Here is a 17820-nt window from a genome sequence, read left to right on the forward strand (position 1 = left end):
GACTATGTGGAGACTTAACTAAACCGGCCTTGTCTGATCCAAGACCGCTGACTTTTCTAGGTATATCATGACCGAATCTTTTGCAGCCCTCTTTGAAGAAAGCGAATTAAACCTCAACGTTGAAAAGGGTGCAGTCATCCAAGGTATCGTTGTTAGTATCGATTCTGATTGGGTAACTGTTGATACTGGCCTTAAATCTGAAGGCGTTGTATCTCGTGCTGAATTCTTAAACGAACAACGTGAACTTGAAGTTCAAGTTGGCGATACTGTAGATGTTGTTGTTGAAGCGCTTGACAACGGTATGGGTCAAACAGTTTTATCACGTGAAAAAGCGAAACGTGCTGAAACTTGGACTAAACTTGAAAAAATCTTTGAAGACGGCGAAATCGTTACTGGTGTTATCTCTGGTAAGGTTAAAGGCGGTTTCACTGTTGACATCGGTCCAGTTCGTGCGTTCTTACCAGGTTCTTTGGTAGACACTCGTCCAATCCGTGACACGACTCACCTTGAAGGCAAAGAGTTAGAATTCAAAGTAATCAAACTTGATGCTAAACGTAATAACGTCGTTGTATCTCGTCGTGCTGTTATGGAAGCTGAATCTTCAGCTGACCGTGAAGCGCTTCTTTCTCAATTGGAAGAAGGTCAAACAGTTACTGGTACAATCAAAAATCTTACTGACTACGGTGCATTCGTTGACCTTGGTGGTATTGATGGTCTTCTACATATCACTGATATGGCTTGGAAACGTATCAAACACCCTTCAGAAGTTGTTGAAGTGGGTCAAGAAGTTACTGTTAAAGTACTTAAATTTGACAAAGAACGTAACCGTGTATCACTAGGTCTTAAACAACTTGGTGAAGATCCATGGTTAGCGATCATGAACCGTTATCCTAAAGGTTCTATCGTTAAAGCACGTGTAACTAACTTAACTGACTACGGTTGTTTCGCTGAAATCGCTGAAGGCGTTGAAGGTTTAGTACACGTTTCAGAAATGGATCATACGAACAAAAACATTCACCCATCTAAAGTTGTTCAGATTGGTGATGAAGTTGATGTTATGGTTCTTGAAGTTGATGAAGAACGTCGTCGTATTTCTCTTGGTATCAAACAAACTCGTGCTAACCCATGGGAAGAGTTTGCTAAAGCACATGAGAAAGGTGAAAAAGTTTCTGGTACGATTAAATCGATCACTGACTTTGGTATCTTCATTGGCTTAAACGGTGGTATCGACGGTCTAGTTCACTTGTCTGATATTTCTTGGAACGAACAAGGCGAAGAAGCGATTCGTCGTTACAAGAAAGGCGACACAGTTGAAGCTGTTATCTTGTCTGTAGATGCAGAAGGTAACCGTATCAGCCTTGGCGTTAAACAATTGAACAGCGATCCATTCAATGACTTCTTAGCTGCTAACGAACGCGGTGCGTTGGTTAAAGGTACAGTAACTGCAGTTGACGCGAAGGCGCTACTGTTAAGTTGGCTGATGAAGTTGAAGCTTCTTTGAAAGCATCTGAAATCAACCGTGATCGCGTTGAAGATGCAACTAAATTCTTAGAAGTTGGTCAAGAAGTTGAAGCGAAAATCATCAACGTTGATCGTAAATCTCGCTCTATTAACTTGTCTATCAAAGCGAAAGACGAAGCTGAAGAGAAAGAAGCGGTTGCTAACTTGAAAACAACTTCTACTGCTCAAGACAATGGTCCAAAAACTATTGGTGACTTGATCAAAGCTCAAATGAATCACTAAGTTGCTGTAAAAAAGTATTATTAAATGTAATTAATTAATACTTTTTATACAAATACTGTAAAAGGTAGCGTAGTATACGATCACTGCGCTACCTTTTTGTATTTAAAAAGGATATTATTTAAAGCAAGCGAATAGCATTAAAATGAAATGAGGTCGTAGATGACAACTGAAGCACTTAACAAATCTGACTTAATAGAACGAATTGCACTTAAAAATCCACATTTGGCTGAGCCATTGGTGGAAGAGGCTGTGAAGATTATGATCGATCAAATGATTGCATCATTATCTGGTGATGATCGTATCGAGATTCGTGGTTTTGGTAGCTTTGCTTTACATCATCGTGAGCCACGTGTAGGTCGTAATCCAAAAACTGGTAAATCAGTAGAAGTGGCTGCGAAAGCAGTACCACATTTTAAACCTGGTAAAGCACTACGTGATGCAGTAAACGAGTCTGCGAATTAATAAAATTCGAATGGGGTGTGTATGCGCTTTATTTTAGGTTTACTCTTAATTGCAGTGTTTGTTTATTCTCTAGCACTGGTATTAATTAATGGAACGGAATTGCCTGTAGACCTATGGTTTACACAAGTTCCTGCAATGCGTTTGGGTTTATTATTATTATTAACTTTAGCCATTGGGATTGTTTTGGGATTGTTGATTGGTGTACAAATTTTCCGAGTATTTCAAAATCATTGGGAAATTCGCCGATTACGTAAAGATATTGAACATTTACGGAAAGAGCAAATCCAAAGTGCACAATTGGCAGCGGCTGAAGCGGCTGCAAGTGCGCGTCATGAAAAAACCGTGATGGATGTTTATCCTGACGATAAAAAACTCTAAACACAGCCATTCTTTAGACCCCCAATCATGATAATAATGAAAGATTGGGGGTTTATTGTTTGTTTATTCTCATAATGATTCGAATAATCACCAAGCATCGCATTAATTCTTGGTAGTCCTCTCGATTATCTTTATAATAAGGCACCTTATTGTGATGGAAAGATTCTCTTGAGTATTATTGTTGCCTTAGATGCTAAAAGCCAATATGACGCATTAACCATCGCTGATCAGTTAGATCCATCACTTTGTCGTCTTAAAGTGGGTAAAGAGTTATTTACGCACGAAGGTTCTTCGATTGTCAAAGCATTACATGATCGTAAATTTGAAGTATTTTTAGATTTAAAATTCCATGATATTCCAAATACGACAGCACAAGCTGTATGTGCGGCAGGTGACATGGGGGTTTGGATGGTCAATGTGCATGCTTCAGGTGGTCGTAAAATGATGGAAACCTGTGTTGAGCGTTTAAAAGCTGGGAATTATAAAACTCAATTGATTGCAGTGACTGTTTTGACCTCAATGGGACGTGAGGATTTACGCGATATCGGTTTGGATATTGAGCCTTTTGAGCAAGTTAAGCGTTTAGCGAAACTTACCAAAGACAGTGGCTTGGATGGTGTGGTATGTTCTGCACAAGAAGCGAAAATGTTGCGTGAAGACTTGGGGCAAGATTTTGCTTTAGTGACTCCTGGTATTCGTCCAGCGGGTTCGAATGCAGATGACCAAAAGCGTATTGTAACACCGAAACAAGCGATGCTAGATGGTTCTACCCATTTGGTGATTGGTCGTCCGATTACGCAGTCAGAAAATCCAAGTCAAACTTTGAAAGATATTTTGGCGACATTGTAATATGTTCTATTGTAAATAATATCTAGTAGAAAACCTTTTGCAAAGGTTTTCTACTTATTGAAAAATATTGATTTATATAAATTAAAATAATAATAAGGTATATATTGAGTGTTTAAAATTAAACCATTGACTATTATTTTTTTGTTACTTTTATTCATTGTGCCTTTATGTCAAGAATTATATAAGCAGAAAATTTATAATCGAGCGATGAGAGCGTTTTGTGTTCAGTCACATTTAGGTCGATCTGTGAATGAGATTTCAGCAATCGTTGCCCAAAATAAGATGCTTAAAATTCCTAATTCTTTAAATAAGGGAAATCAGCCGATCAGTGAAATCATAGTTTTCCCTAAAAAACCAAGTTTCGATAGTGCAATTTGTCAGCTAGAGATTAAGAACAATAAAGTGATTAATATTGGTTATGCTCCAGCTGAGGCTGAGAATAAGGTTTTATAAAGCTGCTAAAATACTTACAGCAATCGGCGCAAGTACAGATAATACAAAACCACTCACCATCGCATGGGGAATAAACTCATTACCACAAGCTTGCTTGACCATAGGTAATGTCACATCCATTGCAGTTGCACCTGCTGAAGAAATCGCAGAACGAGGGTAACGCCAACCGATCATATACATAAATAAAATAGCGAAGATTTCACGAAATAAATCATTAATTAAAGCAATACTGCCGAGATGAGCATTTCTAAGCTCAGTGACTACGATCCCTGTCATGGAATAAAAACCATAGCCTTGTGACAACATAATTAAATCTTTCAAGCTGATGTTGGTCATGATGAATGAGCAAATAATTGCACCTAAAAGAGAACCGATAATACAACCGATGGGTACGAGTAATATTTTCCAATTTAGCCAAGAACGGTCTAATGGAGAATAAGCCAAGTCCAAACCAATGAGTAGCATGAAAACGAGCAACAAATACCACGTACTGACATGAAGTTGGTAGTTAAAATAAGCAAATAATTCAGATAAGCCATAACCTAAAGCCAGTGCAATAAAGGCATAACTGATATTGAGTAATGAGCCAATGAGCAGTTCTGCTGAAACTTTTCCCTGTGTGGGTTGAAAACCAATTGCTTTAAACAGTACATAGCAGCAGAGGAATGCACCAATAGAGGTAGCAAAGGAAATACTTATGGCATCACTGACAATTTGAGCGGGTTGAGCAATGCTGTGCAGCGTTTGTGCAAATTCAATGGCGATCGCCACCAATAAAATGTAGGTAAAATAAGGCAAGATTTTAAAGGCAATTTTTTCAAGCCAAGTTGGTAATCTGCGTGCCAGAATAAAACCTAAAAATAAACAAAATAAAAGTTGGAAAATGAGCCAGAGAGATTGCATAAAAATGGGGAAATAGTCATTATTTCCCCATTATAGCGTAAGTTTTAAGCAGTACGTGTGCTTTTGTTAGACACTTGTTTTTGACCTAACAATAAATAATCAGCGGCGTTCACTGTTCGGGTTTGTAGCCAGAATTTCCATGTGTAAGTTGGCCAAAGTGAGAAGTTTTTGCCGCCATCTTGTTGATACCAACTGACACAACCTGATTGCCAAACAGTACCTTTAAGTTTTTCTTGTACACGTTCATTAAAGGCATCTTGAACTTCAGGTTTGATTGCAATTGCTTGTGTCTTGGTTTTGTTGACCAGTTGAATGAGTTGTAAAATATATTGCACTTGTGATTCGATCATGAAAATCACAGAATTATGTCCAAGAACTGTATTTGGCCCCAATAGTTGGAATAAATTTGGGAAATTTTTGGTACTAATCCCATAATAGCTTTCTGCGCCATCTTTCCATGCATCTTTGAGTTCAATGCCATTTAAGCCGAAGCATTCAAATGCTTTGAGGTAAATACGTGGATCGGTAATAAAACCTGTACCATAGATTAAACAGTCAATAGGGCGTTCCTTACCATCTTTGGTAATGATGCTATTTTCGGTGACTTCTTGAATCGCATCGGTAATGAGTTCGACATTATCACGGTTGAATGTTGGAAAATATTTATTCGAAATCAAAATTCGTTTACAGCCCATAACATAATCAGGGGTAAGTTCTTTCGCAATGGCTTTATCTTTTACTTGAAACTTAATAAATGCTTCAGCGAGTTTTTGTCCATACTTCATGATTTGTGGTTGCACAATTGGGACGACACGTGATTCATTTGACCAATATAAACGAGCACGATGTAATTTTCTAAACCATTCAAAACGTTTAAATAATTTTTTATCTAAAGCATTGTATGCACGTTCATCACGTGGAATGACCCATGCTGCTGTACGTTGTAAAACGTAGAGATTTTTCACTTTAGCTGCAATTTCAGGAATATATTGAATGGCACTGCCACCTGTGCCTATAGATGCAACATTTTTATCATTTAAGTTATATTGATGATTCCATTGAGATGAATGGAAAATCTCACCTTGGAATTTTTCAATGCCTTTGATTTTTGGAATTTGTGGTACATGTAAAGGGCCTGATGCAAAAATGACAAATTGAGCCTCAATTTTTTGTCCATTTTTTAAATCTAAATGCCAATGACATTGTTGTTCATCGTAACGTGTAGAAGTAACTTCTTGGTTAAATTGAATGTATTTTTTTAGATCATATTCTTTGATCAAATCTTGGATGTAGTCAAAAATTTCAGGTGCTTCAGCATAGCGTTTTGACCAGTCTTTTTTCGGTGCAAATGACAGAGAATACATGTGCGATTGTACATCACAGGCTGCGCCAGGATATTGGTTTTCACGCCATGTTCCACCGACATCATCAGCTTTTTCTAGAATAATAAAGTCATGAATATTTGCTTGTAGCAAGCGGATCGCCATTGCTAAGCCACCGAAACCTGCACCAATAATAGCAATTTGTGTTTTTTGGGTGGTTTCTTGGTTAGAGTTTGCTGCACACATTTTTTAAACCTAATTTTTTTGATTTTATGTAGATTAATTTAATTTGTGATATGAGAACATGATTGTAGCAACAGAAAAATTGATCATTTCGGCAATGTTCAAAGCACTTAGAGTATAGTAAAAAATAGCCAGTCTAAAATATTGTAGTGATAATGAAGAGATCAATACTGGGTTTGATGTACTTAATTCAAGGTATGCGTAATGCCGGCATTGATGTGGATGAACGTCTTGCAAGTATTGGTATTCAGTCCGATGCACTTGACCCTAGTTCGATTATCCATCCAAGTCTGGAGTGGGATATACAAAAAGTCATTGGACAAGGTGTAAAGCCAGAAACAGGTTTATTCATTGGGCAGCATTATGCTTTGGCTGGGTATGGTCCTTTGTTAATGTTGTTGGTGACATGTAATACGGTAGGTGATGCCATTAAAAATGGCATTCGTTTTCAAGGTTTAACACATTTATATGGTGTATTGGATATACTTGAAAATGAACGACAAGTTGCTTTAAGTTACCAACCTGTCGATCTCAGTACAGACATGGGATTATTGCGTGCGCAATGTGAAATTTCAGGAACCTATAAATTTTTACAAGATATTTATAAAATGATGGGTTTGCCGACCCCAGATATGAAGATTGAATTGCCTTTTGCTCAACCAAAAGATAGTGAAACCTTAAAACAGTTTCGGGATTATTATGGTGCAAATTTACACTTTGGTTGTAAAGCTGCGGCATTTTGGCTAGATCGCTATGTGGTGGGAGTGAAAATACCCTCTGCGGATATGATGACCAATCGTGTATATGAAGTAAAATGTATTGAGGAAATTCAACGTTTAAGTGTGGTTAAAAATGAAGTTCCTACACTCGTTCAACGTGTTAATGATTATTTGGAATTACAGCAAGGCGTGATTCCAAGTATGGCAGAAACTGCGCAAGCATTAAATTTACCTGAACGTACATTGCGTCATCAGTTGCAACAATTAAACACCAGTTATAAAGTGATTCGAGAGCAATTAATTAAACATAAAGCATTGCGTTTGATTGAATATAAAGAATATTCAATTGAGGTTATTGCTGAATTATTGGGATATTCTGAGCCTGCTGCGTTTAATCATGCATTTAAACGTTGGTTTGGTCAGAGCCCGCGCCAATATGGCAAATAAAACATTTTTCGGTATAGCAAAGATTAATTAATGACAAAGTCTTATTTATCAAGTTGTAATTTTCGCTATACTTCCATCAGCCCCTAAAAGTATTCGTAATATGTTAGACAAGAAATCAGCACATAGCACCGCATTTACACCCGTATCTCCTGCTGAGCGTTATGCTCAAGCTTTGTCATCTGGGCAGTTTCTACCCGATGAAGCACAGGCGCAAGCAGTGCATGAGTTGGATCGTGTCTGGCAGGAACTTATTCATCGTTATAAAGCTTCTAAAAAAGCCTTTCGTCGTTTTCGCCGTCAAACGTCACCTAAGGGTGTATATATGTGGGGTGGTGTAGGACGTGGTAAAACATGGTTAATGGATCAGTTTTATGAATCTGTACCATTTCGCCGTAAAACACGTATGCATTTCCATCATTTTATGCAATATGTACATAAAGAGCTAAATAAGCTTTCAGGTCAACGTAATCCCTTGGACTTGGTGGCAGATCAAATTTATAAAGATGCTGTGGTGATTTGTTTTGATGAGTTTTTCGTATCAAACGTGACTGATGCGATGATTCTCAGTGATTTATTCCAAAAACTATTTACCCGTGGTATTACACTGATCGCAACTTCAAATATTGCACCAGATGGCTTGTATAAAAATGGTATCCATCGTGATCGTTTTATTCCAACGATTGAAATGGTCAAGAAAAATTGTGTGATTTTAAATGTTGATGCAGGTGTGGACTATCGTTTACGTGTATTAAAACAAGCACAATTATTTAAATCTCCATTGAATGATGATCATACAATGTGGATGGATGAGCGTTTTCATGCGTTAGTGTTATCACAAACGGTGTCTAAAAGTTCAATCACGATCAATAATCGTGAAGTTGAAACACTTGGGCATACTGAAGATGTATTGTGGTGTGAATTCCGTGAATTGTGTATGAAACCTCGCAGTCCATCTGACTTTATTGAAATTGCCAATATTTACAATACGGTTTTGGTCAGTAATGTACCGCATTTAGATGATTTGCTTTCAGAGGGCACACGCCGTTTTATTTACTTGGTTGATGAGTTTTATGATCGAGGTGTAAAATTATTACTGACTTCAGCAGATTCGATTATTGAGATTTATGAGGGTGAGAAACTCGCATTTGAGATTGAGCGTACTCGTTCACGTTTGCTGGAAATGCAGTCAGATGAATATTTACAAGCTGAGCATCGTCAAATTCAAAGTAAAGAATTGCAAGTAGAATAATGCTTTTTCATGCATGAGCACTCGTCAGAGTGCTTTTTTTTTTGGGAAAATGAAACACATTGTTCACAAGCTTTTATCGACATTACATGCTTTTCGTGGCTTAATCAGGAATGAAAAAAAGTATATTGATATTAAAATGATCAAATAAATGACCTTTTCGGCACTTAAGTCTAATTTCGACATTTTAAAAAATTTATACACTGTGGAAAGAGTATTCAAATTGTTGATGTTATTTGCTTCTTAAACAGTATTTAATTGAATGATGCAGGTATGTATTCAATTTAAAATGCTTACTATTTAGGAATGTGATATTACTATTCAGCAAGGTATAAATCGGTATACTAAGAATCTCTTGTTATAAAAAGTAGCAATATCAGGAAAGACAATGACTGCACGTATTCAAAAAGGCAAGTTAGCGATTGCTAAAGAACTCTACGATTTCATCGAAAATGAAGCTTTACCAGGCTCAGGTCTAGACAGTGAAAAATACTGGAAAGATTTCGAGCAAGTTGTTGTCGATCTTAGTCCAAAAAATAAAGCATTATTGGCTAAGCGTGATGACCTTCAAGCAAAAATTGATGAATGGCACCGCAACAACAAATTTGAACTCGAAGCTTATAAAGCTTTCCTTACCGAAATTGGCTACTTATTACCAGAAGTAGAAGATTTCCAAATCAGCACAGAAAATGTAGATGAAGAGATCGCATTATTGGCTGGTGCGCAGTTGGTCGTACCTGTGCGTAATGCACGTTACTGCTTAAACGCTGCTAACGCGCGTTGGGGTTCTTTATACGATGCACTTTACGGTTTTGACGTCATCCCTGAAGATGGTGGCGCGGAAAAAGGTAAGGGCTATAACCCAGTTCGTGGCGACAAAGTAATCGCATTTGCTAAGAATTTCTTAAATGAAACTTTCCCATTGGCAAATGGTTCACATGCTGACGCAACCAAATATGCTGTTGAAGGCAAAAAATTAGTTGTTACGTTAAAAGACGGTTCAACAACAACGCTTGCAAAAGAAGCTCAATTTGTTGGTTTTAACGGTGACGAAGCTGCACCAGTGGAAATCGTACTTTTAAATAACGGTTTACACGTAATCATCGAAGTGGATGCTACAAGCCCAATCGGTAAAACTGACGCAGCTGGCGTAAAAGACCTTGTTCTTGAAGCTGCTGTAACCACGATTCAAGATTTGGAAGACTCGATCGCAGCTGTTGATGCTGAAGAGAAAGTTGAAGGCTACCGTAACTGGTTAGGCTTAATGAAAGGTACGCTTGAAGAGTCTATCGAAAAAAATGGTAAAACCATTACTCGTACACTAAATAAAGACCGTACACACAAAAACCTAATCGGTGGTGAAACTAAACTTCACGGTCGTTCATTGATGTTGCTTCGTAACGTGGGTCACTTGATGACAAACCCTGCGATCCTTGTAGATGGTGCTGAAATCTACGAAGGTATCATGGATGCATTGATCACTCCGTTGCTTACATTTGCAGACATCAAAGGCGAAAACGAGAACAAGAACTCACGTAAAGGTTCTATGTACATCGTGAAGCCAAAAATGCATGGTCCTGAAGAAGTTGCATTTGCAGTTGAATTGTTTGAACGTTCAGAAAAAGCGTTAGGCTTACCTGCAAAAACTTTAAAAATCGGGATCATGGATGAAGAGCGTCGTACTTCTGTGAACTTGAAAAACTGTATCGCACAAGCGAAAGATCGTACGATCTTCATCAATACAGGTTTCATGGATCGTACAGGTGATGAAATTCATACATTTATGGAAGCTGGTCCATTCGTTCGTAAAGGCGAAGTGAAAGCTCAAATTTGGTTCCCAGCGTACGAAAACCGTAACGTGATGGTTGGTTTACAGTCTGGTTTACGTGGTAAAGCACAGATCGGTAAAGGCATGTGGCCAAAACCAGACATGCTTTTAGACATGTACAAAACTAAGATTGAACATCCTGAGGCGGGCGCAAGCTGTGCATGGGTTCCATCTCCATCAGGTGCTGTGATTCACGCGATCCATTACCACCAATGCAACGTGTCTGCGCGTCAGCTTGAGTTGTTAAAAACTGATGCATTGCCATTAGATGACTTATTAACTCCTCCTTTGGCAACAGATACGAATTGGACTGCGGAAGAGAAAACCAAAGAACTTGAAAATAACTTACAAGGTATCTTGGGTTATGTGGTTCGTTGGGTTGACTTGGGCGTAGGTTGTTCTAAAGTTCCAGACATCAACAACGTTGGTTTGATGGAAGACCGTGCAACTTTACGTATTTCTTCACAACACGTTGCGAACTGGTTACGTCACGGTATTGTGACTAAAGAGCAAGTTGAAGAAGTGATGCAACGCATGGCGAAAATTGTGGATGAGCAAAATGCGAATGATCCAGAATATACAGCTATGGCGCCAAGTTTCGATGGCTATGCTTACCAAGCAGCGTATGACTTAGTATTTAAAGGTGGCGAACAGCCATCGGGTTATACTGAGCCATTATTACACGCTTACCGTTTAAAATTAAAAGGTTATACAGGTGACTAATCTGTAACCCTAAATGTTGTCAAAGCGAACCCCTGATTATTTCAGGGGTTTTCTTTTTATCCATGTGCGCTTGGTTTAACTTACTTTTAAGCTTTGATATAATAACGTAATTTACAAAAATTGAGTTAAGCTCTTGGAATTATTTATAAAACAGAAAGTAGCACTGCGTAATAAAACAAAATCTTTTATAGGTACAGTATTGCTGACGATGATATCTACACACGGTTTTGCGCAAACAACAGATCTATCGTTGATCACAGGAGAGTGGGTGTGTACGCAAGAGATTAAAAATAACCATGTATTAATTCAATCCATTGATCAATATTATGAAAATGGCACGTACTTTTCGGATTCAAAAATTCAGTTTGGTAATGATCAAAAAACCATTCATACCACGATGAAAACCAAAAGTGCTTGGGCACTTGATGAAAATCAAGCATTAGTTTTTAGCAAAACTAAATTGTTAAAAGTAGATTCAGATGATAAAAATTATGAAAAAGCATTGAAAAAAGAATATGAGCAATATCCAAATGCAGTCGCTAAAATTTTAGAGTTAAGCAAAAATAAAATGACATTGGAAGTGACGAAGCCTTTCAAAGTTGCAGAACCAATTGAGTGTGCTAAAAAATAAATATGATGTAATATAATACATGATAATAGAGTTTAAAAAATCGAGGTAAATACCTCGATTTTTTGATTCAGTTGGAAATGATATTTTAAATGATGGTATTAAAATATTTTTAACAAACTTATAATTTATAAAAATCATAGAAATGTTAGGCTAAATAAATCAGTTAAATATTTTCTGCATATAAAAGATATGATAAATATAAAATGCTAAACAAAGATCATGCAATAAAAGTGAATTATCAATATGATCAATTTGGTAAAATTCGCACGGTTGAATTTTATTTACAGAAACATTCAAAACGTATTTTTTTTGATGTTGATCGAATCATTGTGCGAGAAAATGATGTTATTGAGTATAAAATAAATTTAGATCGAGAAAGTGATCAATATAATCAAATCATTTATCTTTATTTTAAAAATAGCCAAGTTCTATTTTTAAATCATAGAATACCTATAGTTTATGGACATTTTAAAGTATATTTTTATACAATTTTATCTAGTTTATTTTTAATTTGGTGGCTGTGTTTTTCTTTTCGTTTTTTTGAACAACTGATTTATGACGGTATGTTTTTTGGAAAGATGCTATTCTTATTCCATTGGAATCTGAAACTATTTTTATGATTATTGGTATGGGGATTCTATGTCCAATGATCATGGTTTTTGTTTTTTATAAAAATAATGCTTATCTCAATATAAGCAAATTTTTAGCCATGAAAGATAAAAATCACAATAATTATGAGTGTCATCTGAATATTTTTGATAGTGAACAAAGGTTATATTTTTTAAGAGAACCCCAAAAAAATGAACCTATAATGAATCAAATTGCACAATTAAAAGCACATGTGCGTGATTTTTATATCGTTCCACAGCCGATTCAACTGCCGAAAACAGCAGAAAAAATCAACACACAAGGAGTCAGTAAAAAGCAAAAGGCAAAATTACAACAACAACACCATTTAGACCAAAAAATGAAAGTATATAAACAATTACCTACAAAAGATGGATTCGAATATCAATATTTTTTTGATGAAGGCTATGGCGATAAGAATCATATTTGTTGGCAAGATATTAGAATTATAGTTGATCGAGACTTCACTTTGAAAGGTATGATTCCAAAAGATATTTTAACATTACATTACTTTAGTCACAGCAAAGAATTGATTCTTGCGCATACTGAAGATTATTTTTATTTAAACCCAAATGTGTTTAAAAATTGGGATTTAAATCATTTAAGAATGGGGTTTAAAATAGTTTCATATGCAACCCTGATTTTTTCTACAATAATTTTTATAATATTTGTATTTTCTGTTCCTTGGGATGGTTTGATCTTAAGTTTAATGATTATTTTGTTTGTCTTTATGTGTGCTGTTATTGTTTTTTTTATAAAACTCTTAGGATTGTTAAAAAGTAATAAATATAAATTATTAAAAAATGCCTTAGGTTTGAATATTCTTGATCTATTGAGGTTTTTACTATTTCCAAAACATTTTCAAATTTATTCAAGTTTGCCTTTTGTGAATGAAGAGAATCAGAAAAACTGGTTTTTAATAAAGCCAAAACATCCTGAAAATTAGCAGATATTGACAGAAACGTATTATTTTATTCAATAAAAAAACCGAGTGCTGAGACTCGGTTTTTACAATACATTGAAAATATTATTTTTCTACGAATGCACGTTCGATCACATAGTCACCTAGAACACCCATTTTAGGCGATTCTTTTAAGCCATGTTGATCTAGGAGTGCTGCAACGTCATCAAGGAATGCAGGGCTACCACACAGCATTGCACGGTCAGTTTCAGGGTTGAAGCGAGGTAAGCCAATTTTCTCAAATAACTCACCAGACTCAATCGCAGTGGTAACACGACCTTGGGTATGGAATTCTTCACGGGTTACAGTTGGGTAGTAGATTAATTTTTCTTTTGCGCCCAATTCTGAGAAAAACTCATGATTTGGTACTTCATTTAAAATCAAATCTTGATAAGCCAATTCTGAAATAAAACGCGTACCATGAACCACGATGATTTTTTCAAAACGTTCATAGGTTTCAGGATCACGAATTGTAGAAAGGAAAGGTGCAAGCCCTGTACCTGAAGATAGTAAATACAAGTTTTTACCTGGATTTAAATCATCTAATACCAATGTTCCTGTTGGTTTTTTCGAAACCAAAATTTCATCACCCACTTTTACTTTTTGTAAAATAGAGGTTAAAGGACCATCTGGCACTTTGATTGAGAAGAATTCAAGTTCCTCTTCATAGTTAGCGCTTGCAATTGAATATGCGCGCATTAAAGGCTTACCATTCACCTCAAGACCAATCATCACAAATTGACCATTTTTATAACGTAATGCAGTATCACGTGTGGTCTTAAAACTGAATAATGTGTCATTCCAGTGGTGTACGTGAGTAATCTTTTCGACGTTGAAAGCAGCCATTAAAGGTCTCAATAAATTATCAAATTAGAACAGCTTACTATTCTAATCTAAAATCATTCTCGATAAACTGAATATATTTAATTGAGCTTATCAGAAAAAGTGATTATGTCTGATCTTTGTTTACCTATTATTGGCTACATGCATTCACCTTACCAAGAAAAGTTTGGTATTCCACGTCAACCTAACTTGGTTCAGGTCGAATCTTATATTGAAATGGTAGAGCCCTATAATGACCTACTTGCCTTTGAAGGGATTGAAGAATTTAGTCATTTATGGTTAGTTTGGCAATTTCATGAAAATAAAAATGGCAATGAAAATCATAAGTTTAGATCTCAGGTGAGACCACCTCGACTGGGTGGGAATAAGAAAATAGGTGTTTTTGCGACACGCAGTATGTATCGTCCTGCACCGATTGGCTTGTCAGTTGTACAGTTTAAAATGGTAAAAAAAGTAGGAAAATCAGTGCGTGTTTATGTGACTGGCAGTGATTTATTGAATGGTACACCGATCGTTGATATTAAGCCTTATATTCAATATTCCGATGCAATTTCTGATGCAAAAAGCGGTTATGCACAGCAAGAGCCTGATAGAAAAAATGTTATTTGGTCTGAAAATGTACAATTTATTTTAAATGAATTACTAAAAACGCAAAAAATCACCCAACAAATACAAAATGAACTTGAACAAGTGCTATCACTTGATCCTCGTCCTGCCTATCAAGATGATGAAAGTCGTGTTTATAAAATGAAATTTTCAGATTTAGATGTTAGTTTCAAGATTTATCAGCAGACGGTTGAAATTATTGATATTGTCATGATCAGCTAAAGTAAATTTTTGCAAAAATATGTGTAAATAAAGCAAGATTGAAAATAGGTGGCGTATAGGCTGACTATTTTCAATCTGAAATTTTTTATTTAATGAGAATAATGAGGATCAGCACCACACTAATCCCAATTAAAATACGATTGACCCATTGAGCTGTGGTTAAAGGTTGATCGACTTTGTGAATGTGTCGTCTATATGAAGTACTTCCATTCAATTGTCCAATTTCAGGTTTTTCTGCCGTTGCACGATCAAAGTCTGCGGCTAAACTGAGTAACCATTCTTCAACATCAGGGTCGGTTTTATCTAAAGCATATAATGGTGAAGCATAAAAGCGCATGGCATCTTTAAATGAGCTTTCATCCATTTGTAATTTAGCAACCTCAACTAAATAAAAAAAAGCTTGTTTATTATCTTTTTCAACATATTTTCCTTCAGCATGAAAATGTGCCATTAATTGCATGGCTTCAGGATCATCATTCATAATCAAGCTAGAAATAATACCAATCGCTTGTTGGCTTTTTTCTGGATTACCCTCATTTGTGGCTAAAATATCAAGTGCTGTGAGCAGTGCAGGGTTATTCACATCAGGTAAGGCTGCTAAAGGTGCAATCTCTACACTTGCTTGTGTAATTTGAGCTGTATGATCTGGTGCTAAAGGGACTTGAGGTGCTGCTTGAGGTGTTTCGGCGCTTATGGTTGGAAATATCGTCTTTAAAGATAAGATAAACTCATGATTTTGTATATCGTTCAGTAAAAATGTTGCAGGTTTTCGTACAATGTTTTCTTGGAAATGTGCTTGCCAAAATGATTGTTGTGTAAAGCTGTCTTGGAATTCAAAAGCATTTTGGTAAAAGGTGGTCATTGCAGCATCAAATTGTGCGAGGGATAGATCAGTAGGGGTATATTGAACTGCTGAATAAATATACTCAATCTTATTATCCGCATTTTTTGTATAGGGAATAACTAGACTGACAGATGTTTCTGTGGGTGCATAGATTTGTATTTTAAGATAAATTGCATCTGTTCGTCCTGTTGGTAAATAGGCGTGGATATCCTCACAAAATAGCTGAAATGGATAGCCATGAGGATTACGCTCAAGCTCTGAAAGCCCTATTTCCCTTGAGTTTTCTTGCATAAGTTTGATGATTTGAACTTTATTTTCTTTGTTGACCAATAAGCAAGGGTCGAAGCCTGATCCATCGAGCATGAAACTCGCATAGCCTGCTAAAAAGCCAGCATGCTTAAATGCACGGGTAATATTTGCTGTAATCTCGGGTTGTTGTATATCTTTTAATGAGGAAGGAAAATAGACCAAACTTTGCGTTGAAAGTGCAATATATTTTTGCACATAGTCTAAACAGCTTTGAGCAGGCTGATTTGAATCAAATAAAATGCTGCTAAGCACCGACATCGGATAAGAAATTTGATTTTGAAACACAAAAATTTGTGCGAGTTCATAACGAAAGCTTTCATCTTCATCTTGACTCAGTAACGCTTTATATTCTTCAAAACTAAACCATTTCACACTACTCAGGGTTTGATGGGCAATCGTTGTCCCTAAATAATAACTAAGCGCCACTAAAAAGTTTAATTTTTCTTTGTCTTGCATAAATGTGGCATATTGCGCTTCATTAAGTCTTTCATGTTGACGAATACTGTTTAAAAGTAGGTCAATTTTTTGAATGCTGACGAGAGAAAAATCAAAATCAATCAAGTCGGTTGCTTTGCGATAAGCATTACCTCCTTGTATATAACGATGTTGTTGTAATGCTTGAATATATTCAGCACAATTTTCATTAATATTTTGTGTATTGCGTTTTTCAATGACTGCTTGGCGTGCGTGTACATAACTGAGGCATGTTCTTTCAGCAGTTTCACCGTGATGCAGCACATCTGAAATAACTGTTAAAGGTAAGCAGACTTGTTTATTGATTAAAGCCACCATTGAACTAAAAAAGTCTAAAGGTAGTTCATAATCTGAAGGGAGAATTTTAATTGCTTCATAATAATTATACCATTCAACAGGATGGTGAGTTCGTTGTGTGATCACTTCACATAGATAGCCAATAATTGCCATCAAAAAATTTAAGCCATCTTTTGTTGTAACGAGATCATTGGGGCGAATATTTTGTTGATGTAATGTGATTAAAAGCGTATCAATTTTTTGTAAACTTTCATCACTTAGATCGGGCGTAATTTTAAAAAGTGCTTCAGCGTATTTTAAACCCAAAGGTGGCAATTTTTTTTGATAAAAGCATTGCAGCACATCTTGCATATCTTGTTGAGTTTTACGGTTCATGATGGTCTAGATTATTGGTTTTTTGACAGATTATCATAAATGAAAACAGTGATATAGCTATAAACTTGGTTAATTGAAATATATTTTTATTCTGCTGAGAATTTTAAACTTAGGTTACTATAACGTGATTGTTTAATTTGAAATGATTCAACCTATATACGGCTTAAGTTTAGAATATTCTTTATATTAGGTGAATACATTAAATTGAAAGCAAAGTGTTCCCCAAATACCCCAATTACACTTTGGCTTTGTTTTCCCCTGCAAAATTTATTGTTTTTCATTATGAAGTTGATCCTCTCAACTTCTGTTATTTTT

15 protein-coding genes and 1 pseudogene are annotated in these 17820 nt (G+C 36.0%); 12 read left to right on the plus strand and 4 right to left on the minus strand.

Features of this window, described 5'->3' with window-relative positions; all coding sequences use genetic code 11:
* The first annotated feature begins 67 nt into the window (after positions 1 to 67).
* From rpsA to AVJ19_RS22020, 5 genes and pseudogenes are all read left to right on the plus strand, one after another.
* Positions 68 to 1743, plus strand: a pseudogene (rpsA, locus tag AVJ19_RS11190) (30S ribosomal protein S1).
* A gap of 159 nt (positions 1744 to 1902) precedes the next feature.
* The gene (locus AVJ19_RS11195) at positions 1903 to 2205 is read left to right on the plus strand and encodes an integration host factor subunit beta (protein ID WP_111859782.1); all 303 of its coding nucleotides are present in this window, start codon (positions 1903 to 1905) and stop codon (positions 2203 to 2205) included.
* Positions 2206 to 2226: 21 nt separating this feature from the next.
* Positions 2227 to 2583: a lipopolysaccharide assembly protein LapA domain-containing protein gene (locus tag AVJ19_RS11200; protein ID WP_111859783.1), complete on the plus strand. Its 357-nt coding sequence runs from the start codon at positions 2227 to 2229 to the stop codon at positions 2581 to 2583.
* A gap of 168 nt (positions 2584 to 2751) precedes the next feature.
* Positions 2752 to 3432, plus strand: coding sequence for an orotidine-5'-phosphate decarboxylase (gene pyrF, locus AVJ19_RS11205; RefSeq protein WP_111859784.1), 681 nt, complete (start codon positions 2752 to 2754; stop codon positions 3430 to 3432).
* A gap of 246 nt (positions 3433 to 3678) precedes the next feature.
* Positions 3679 to 3885, plus strand: a complete 207-nt coding sequence (locus AVJ19_RS22020; RefSeq protein ID WP_162626589.1) for a hypothetical protein — start codon at positions 3679 to 3681, stop codon at positions 3883 to 3885.
* Here the strand turns inward: AVJ19_RS22020 and AVJ19_RS11215 are convergent.
* Together AVJ19_RS11215 and AVJ19_RS11220 are read right to left on the minus strand one after the other, a co-directional pair.
* Positions 3880 to 4788: a lysine exporter LysO family protein gene (locus AVJ19_RS11215; RefSeq protein ID WP_111859786.1), complete on the minus strand. Its 909-nt coding sequence runs from the start codon at positions 4786 to 4788 to the stop codon at positions 3880 to 3882. The genes AVJ19_RS22020 and AVJ19_RS11215 overlap by 6 nt on opposite strands.
* 44 nt (positions 4789 to 4832) lie before the next feature.
* Positions 4833 to 6356: a flavin-containing monooxygenase gene (locus tag AVJ19_RS11220; protein WP_111859787.1), complete on the minus strand. Its 1524-nt coding sequence runs from the start codon at positions 6354 to 6356 to the stop codon at positions 4833 to 4835.
* A 152-nt stretch (positions 6357 to 6508) separates the two neighbouring features.
* On the opposite strand from AVJ19_RS11220, the gene AVJ19_RS11225 reads away from it, so the two are divergent.
* The 6 genes from AVJ19_RS11225 to AVJ19_RS11250 all read left to right on the plus strand — a co-directional run bounded on the left by AVJ19_RS11225 (position 6509) and on the right by AVJ19_RS11250 (position 13520).
* Complete coding sequence (locus AVJ19_RS11225) at positions 6509 to 7519, plus strand: AraC family transcriptional regulator (RefSeq protein ID WP_111859788.1); 1011 nt, start codon at positions 6509 to 6511, stop codon at positions 7517 to 7519.
* A 100-nt stretch (positions 7520 to 7619) separates the two neighbouring features.
* Positions 7620 to 8768 (plus strand): cell division protein ZapE, encoded by a 1149-nt coding sequence (zapE, locus tag AVJ19_RS11230; RefSeq protein ID WP_111859789.1) that lies wholly within the window; start codon positions 7620 to 7622, stop codon positions 8766 to 8768.
* 385 nt (positions 8769 to 9153) lie between these two features.
* Positions 9154 to 11316, plus strand: a complete 2163-nt coding sequence (locus tag AVJ19_RS11235; RefSeq protein ID WP_111859790.1) for a malate synthase G — start codon at positions 9154 to 9156, stop codon at positions 11314 to 11316.
* Positions 11317 to 11449: 133 nt separating this feature from the next.
* Positions 11450 to 11947, plus strand: coding sequence for a hypothetical protein (locus tag AVJ19_RS11240; protein ID WP_162626590.1), 498 nt, complete (start codon positions 11450 to 11452; stop codon positions 11945 to 11947).
* 203 nt (positions 11948 to 12150) lie between these two features.
* Entirely contained in the window at positions 12151 to 12567 is a 417-nt protein-coding gene (locus AVJ19_RS11245) for a hypothetical protein (protein ID WP_111859792.1), read from the plus strand.
* On the plus strand, positions 12564 to 13520 hold the full coding sequence (locus AVJ19_RS11250) for a hypothetical protein (RefSeq protein ID WP_111859793.1): 957 nt from the start codon (positions 12564 to 12566) through the stop codon (positions 13518 to 13520). Before AVJ19_RS11245 ends, AVJ19_RS11250 begins: the two co-directional genes overlap by 4 nt.
* 81 nt (positions 13521 to 13601) lie before the next feature.
* Here the strand turns inward: AVJ19_RS11250 and AVJ19_RS11255 are convergent, their stop codons facing one another.
* Positions 13602 to 14381: a ferredoxin--NADP reductase gene (locus AVJ19_RS11255; protein WP_111859794.1), complete on the minus strand. Its 780-nt coding sequence runs from the start codon at positions 14379 to 14381 to the stop codon at positions 13602 to 13604.
* 105 nt (positions 14382 to 14486) lie between these two features.
* Here AVJ19_RS11255 and tsaA point away from each other — a divergent pair, with 105 nt between their 5' ends.
* Positions 14487 to 15206: a tRNA (N6-threonylcarbamoyladenosine(37)-N6)-methyltransferase TrmO gene (gene tsaA, locus AVJ19_RS11260; RefSeq protein WP_111859795.1), complete on the plus strand. Its 720-nt coding sequence runs from the start codon at positions 14487 to 14489 to the stop codon at positions 15204 to 15206.
* 85 nt (positions 15207 to 15291) lie between these two features.
* Here tsaA and AVJ19_RS11265 read toward each other — a convergent pair whose 3' ends face one another.
* Complete coding sequence (locus tag AVJ19_RS11265) at positions 15292 to 17505, minus strand: hypothetical protein (protein ID WP_111859796.1); 2214 nt, start codon at positions 17503 to 17505, stop codon at positions 15292 to 15294.
* Positions 17506 to 17820 lie beyond the last annotated feature (315 nt).

Source organism: Acinetobacter sp. CFCC 10889 (assembly GCF_003268395.1).
Lineage (GTDB): Bacteria > Pseudomonadota > Gammaproteobacteria > Pseudomonadales > Moraxellaceae > Acinetobacter.

Bases quoted from the DNA above. Each gene is read 5' to 3' on its own strand.
- zapE (WP_111859789.1), top strand. From the start codon at position 7,620: ATGTTAGACAAGAAATCAGCACATAGCACCGCATTTACACCCGTATCT.
- AVJ19_RS11225 (WP_111859788.1), top strand. From the start codon at position 6,509: ATGAAGAGATCAATACTGGGTTTGATGTACTTAATTCAAGGTATGCGT.
- AVJ19_RS11215 (WP_111859786.1), bottom strand. From the start codon at position 4,788: ATGCAATCTCTCTGGCTCATTTTCCAACTTTTATTTTGTTTATTTTTA.
- tsaA (WP_111859795.1), top strand. From the start codon at position 14,487: ATGTCTGATCTTTGTTTACCTATTATTGGCTACATGCATTCACCTTAC.
- AVJ19_RS11250 (WP_111859793.1), top strand. From the start codon at position 12,564: ATGATTATTGGTATGGGGATTCTATGTCCAATGATCATGGTTTTTGTT.
- AVJ19_RS11195 (WP_111859782.1), top strand. From the start codon at position 1,903: ATGACAACTGAAGCACTTAACAAATCTGACTTAATAGAACGAATTGCA.
- AVJ19_RS11220 (WP_111859787.1), bottom strand. From the start codon at position 6,356: ATGTGTGCAGCAAACTCTAACCAAGAAACCACCCAAAAAACACAAATT.
- AVJ19_RS11265 (WP_111859796.1), bottom strand. From the start codon at position 17,505: ATGAACCGTAAAACTCAACAAGATATGCAAGATGTGCTGCAATGCTTT.
- AVJ19_RS11235 (WP_111859790.1), top strand. From the start codon at position 9,154: ATGACTGCACGTATTCAAAAAGGCAAGTTAGCGATTGCTAAAGAACTC.
- AVJ19_RS11200 (WP_111859783.1), top strand. From the start codon at position 2,227: ATGCGCTTTATTTTAGGTTTACTCTTAATTGCAGTGTTTGTTTATTCT.
- AVJ19_RS11245 (WP_111859792.1), top strand. From the start codon at position 12,151: ATGCTAAACAAAGATCATGCAATAAAAGTGAATTATCAATATGATCAA.
- AVJ19_RS11255 (WP_111859794.1), bottom strand. From the start codon at position 14,381: ATGGCTGCTTTCAACGTCGAAAAGATTACTCACGTACACCACTGGAAT.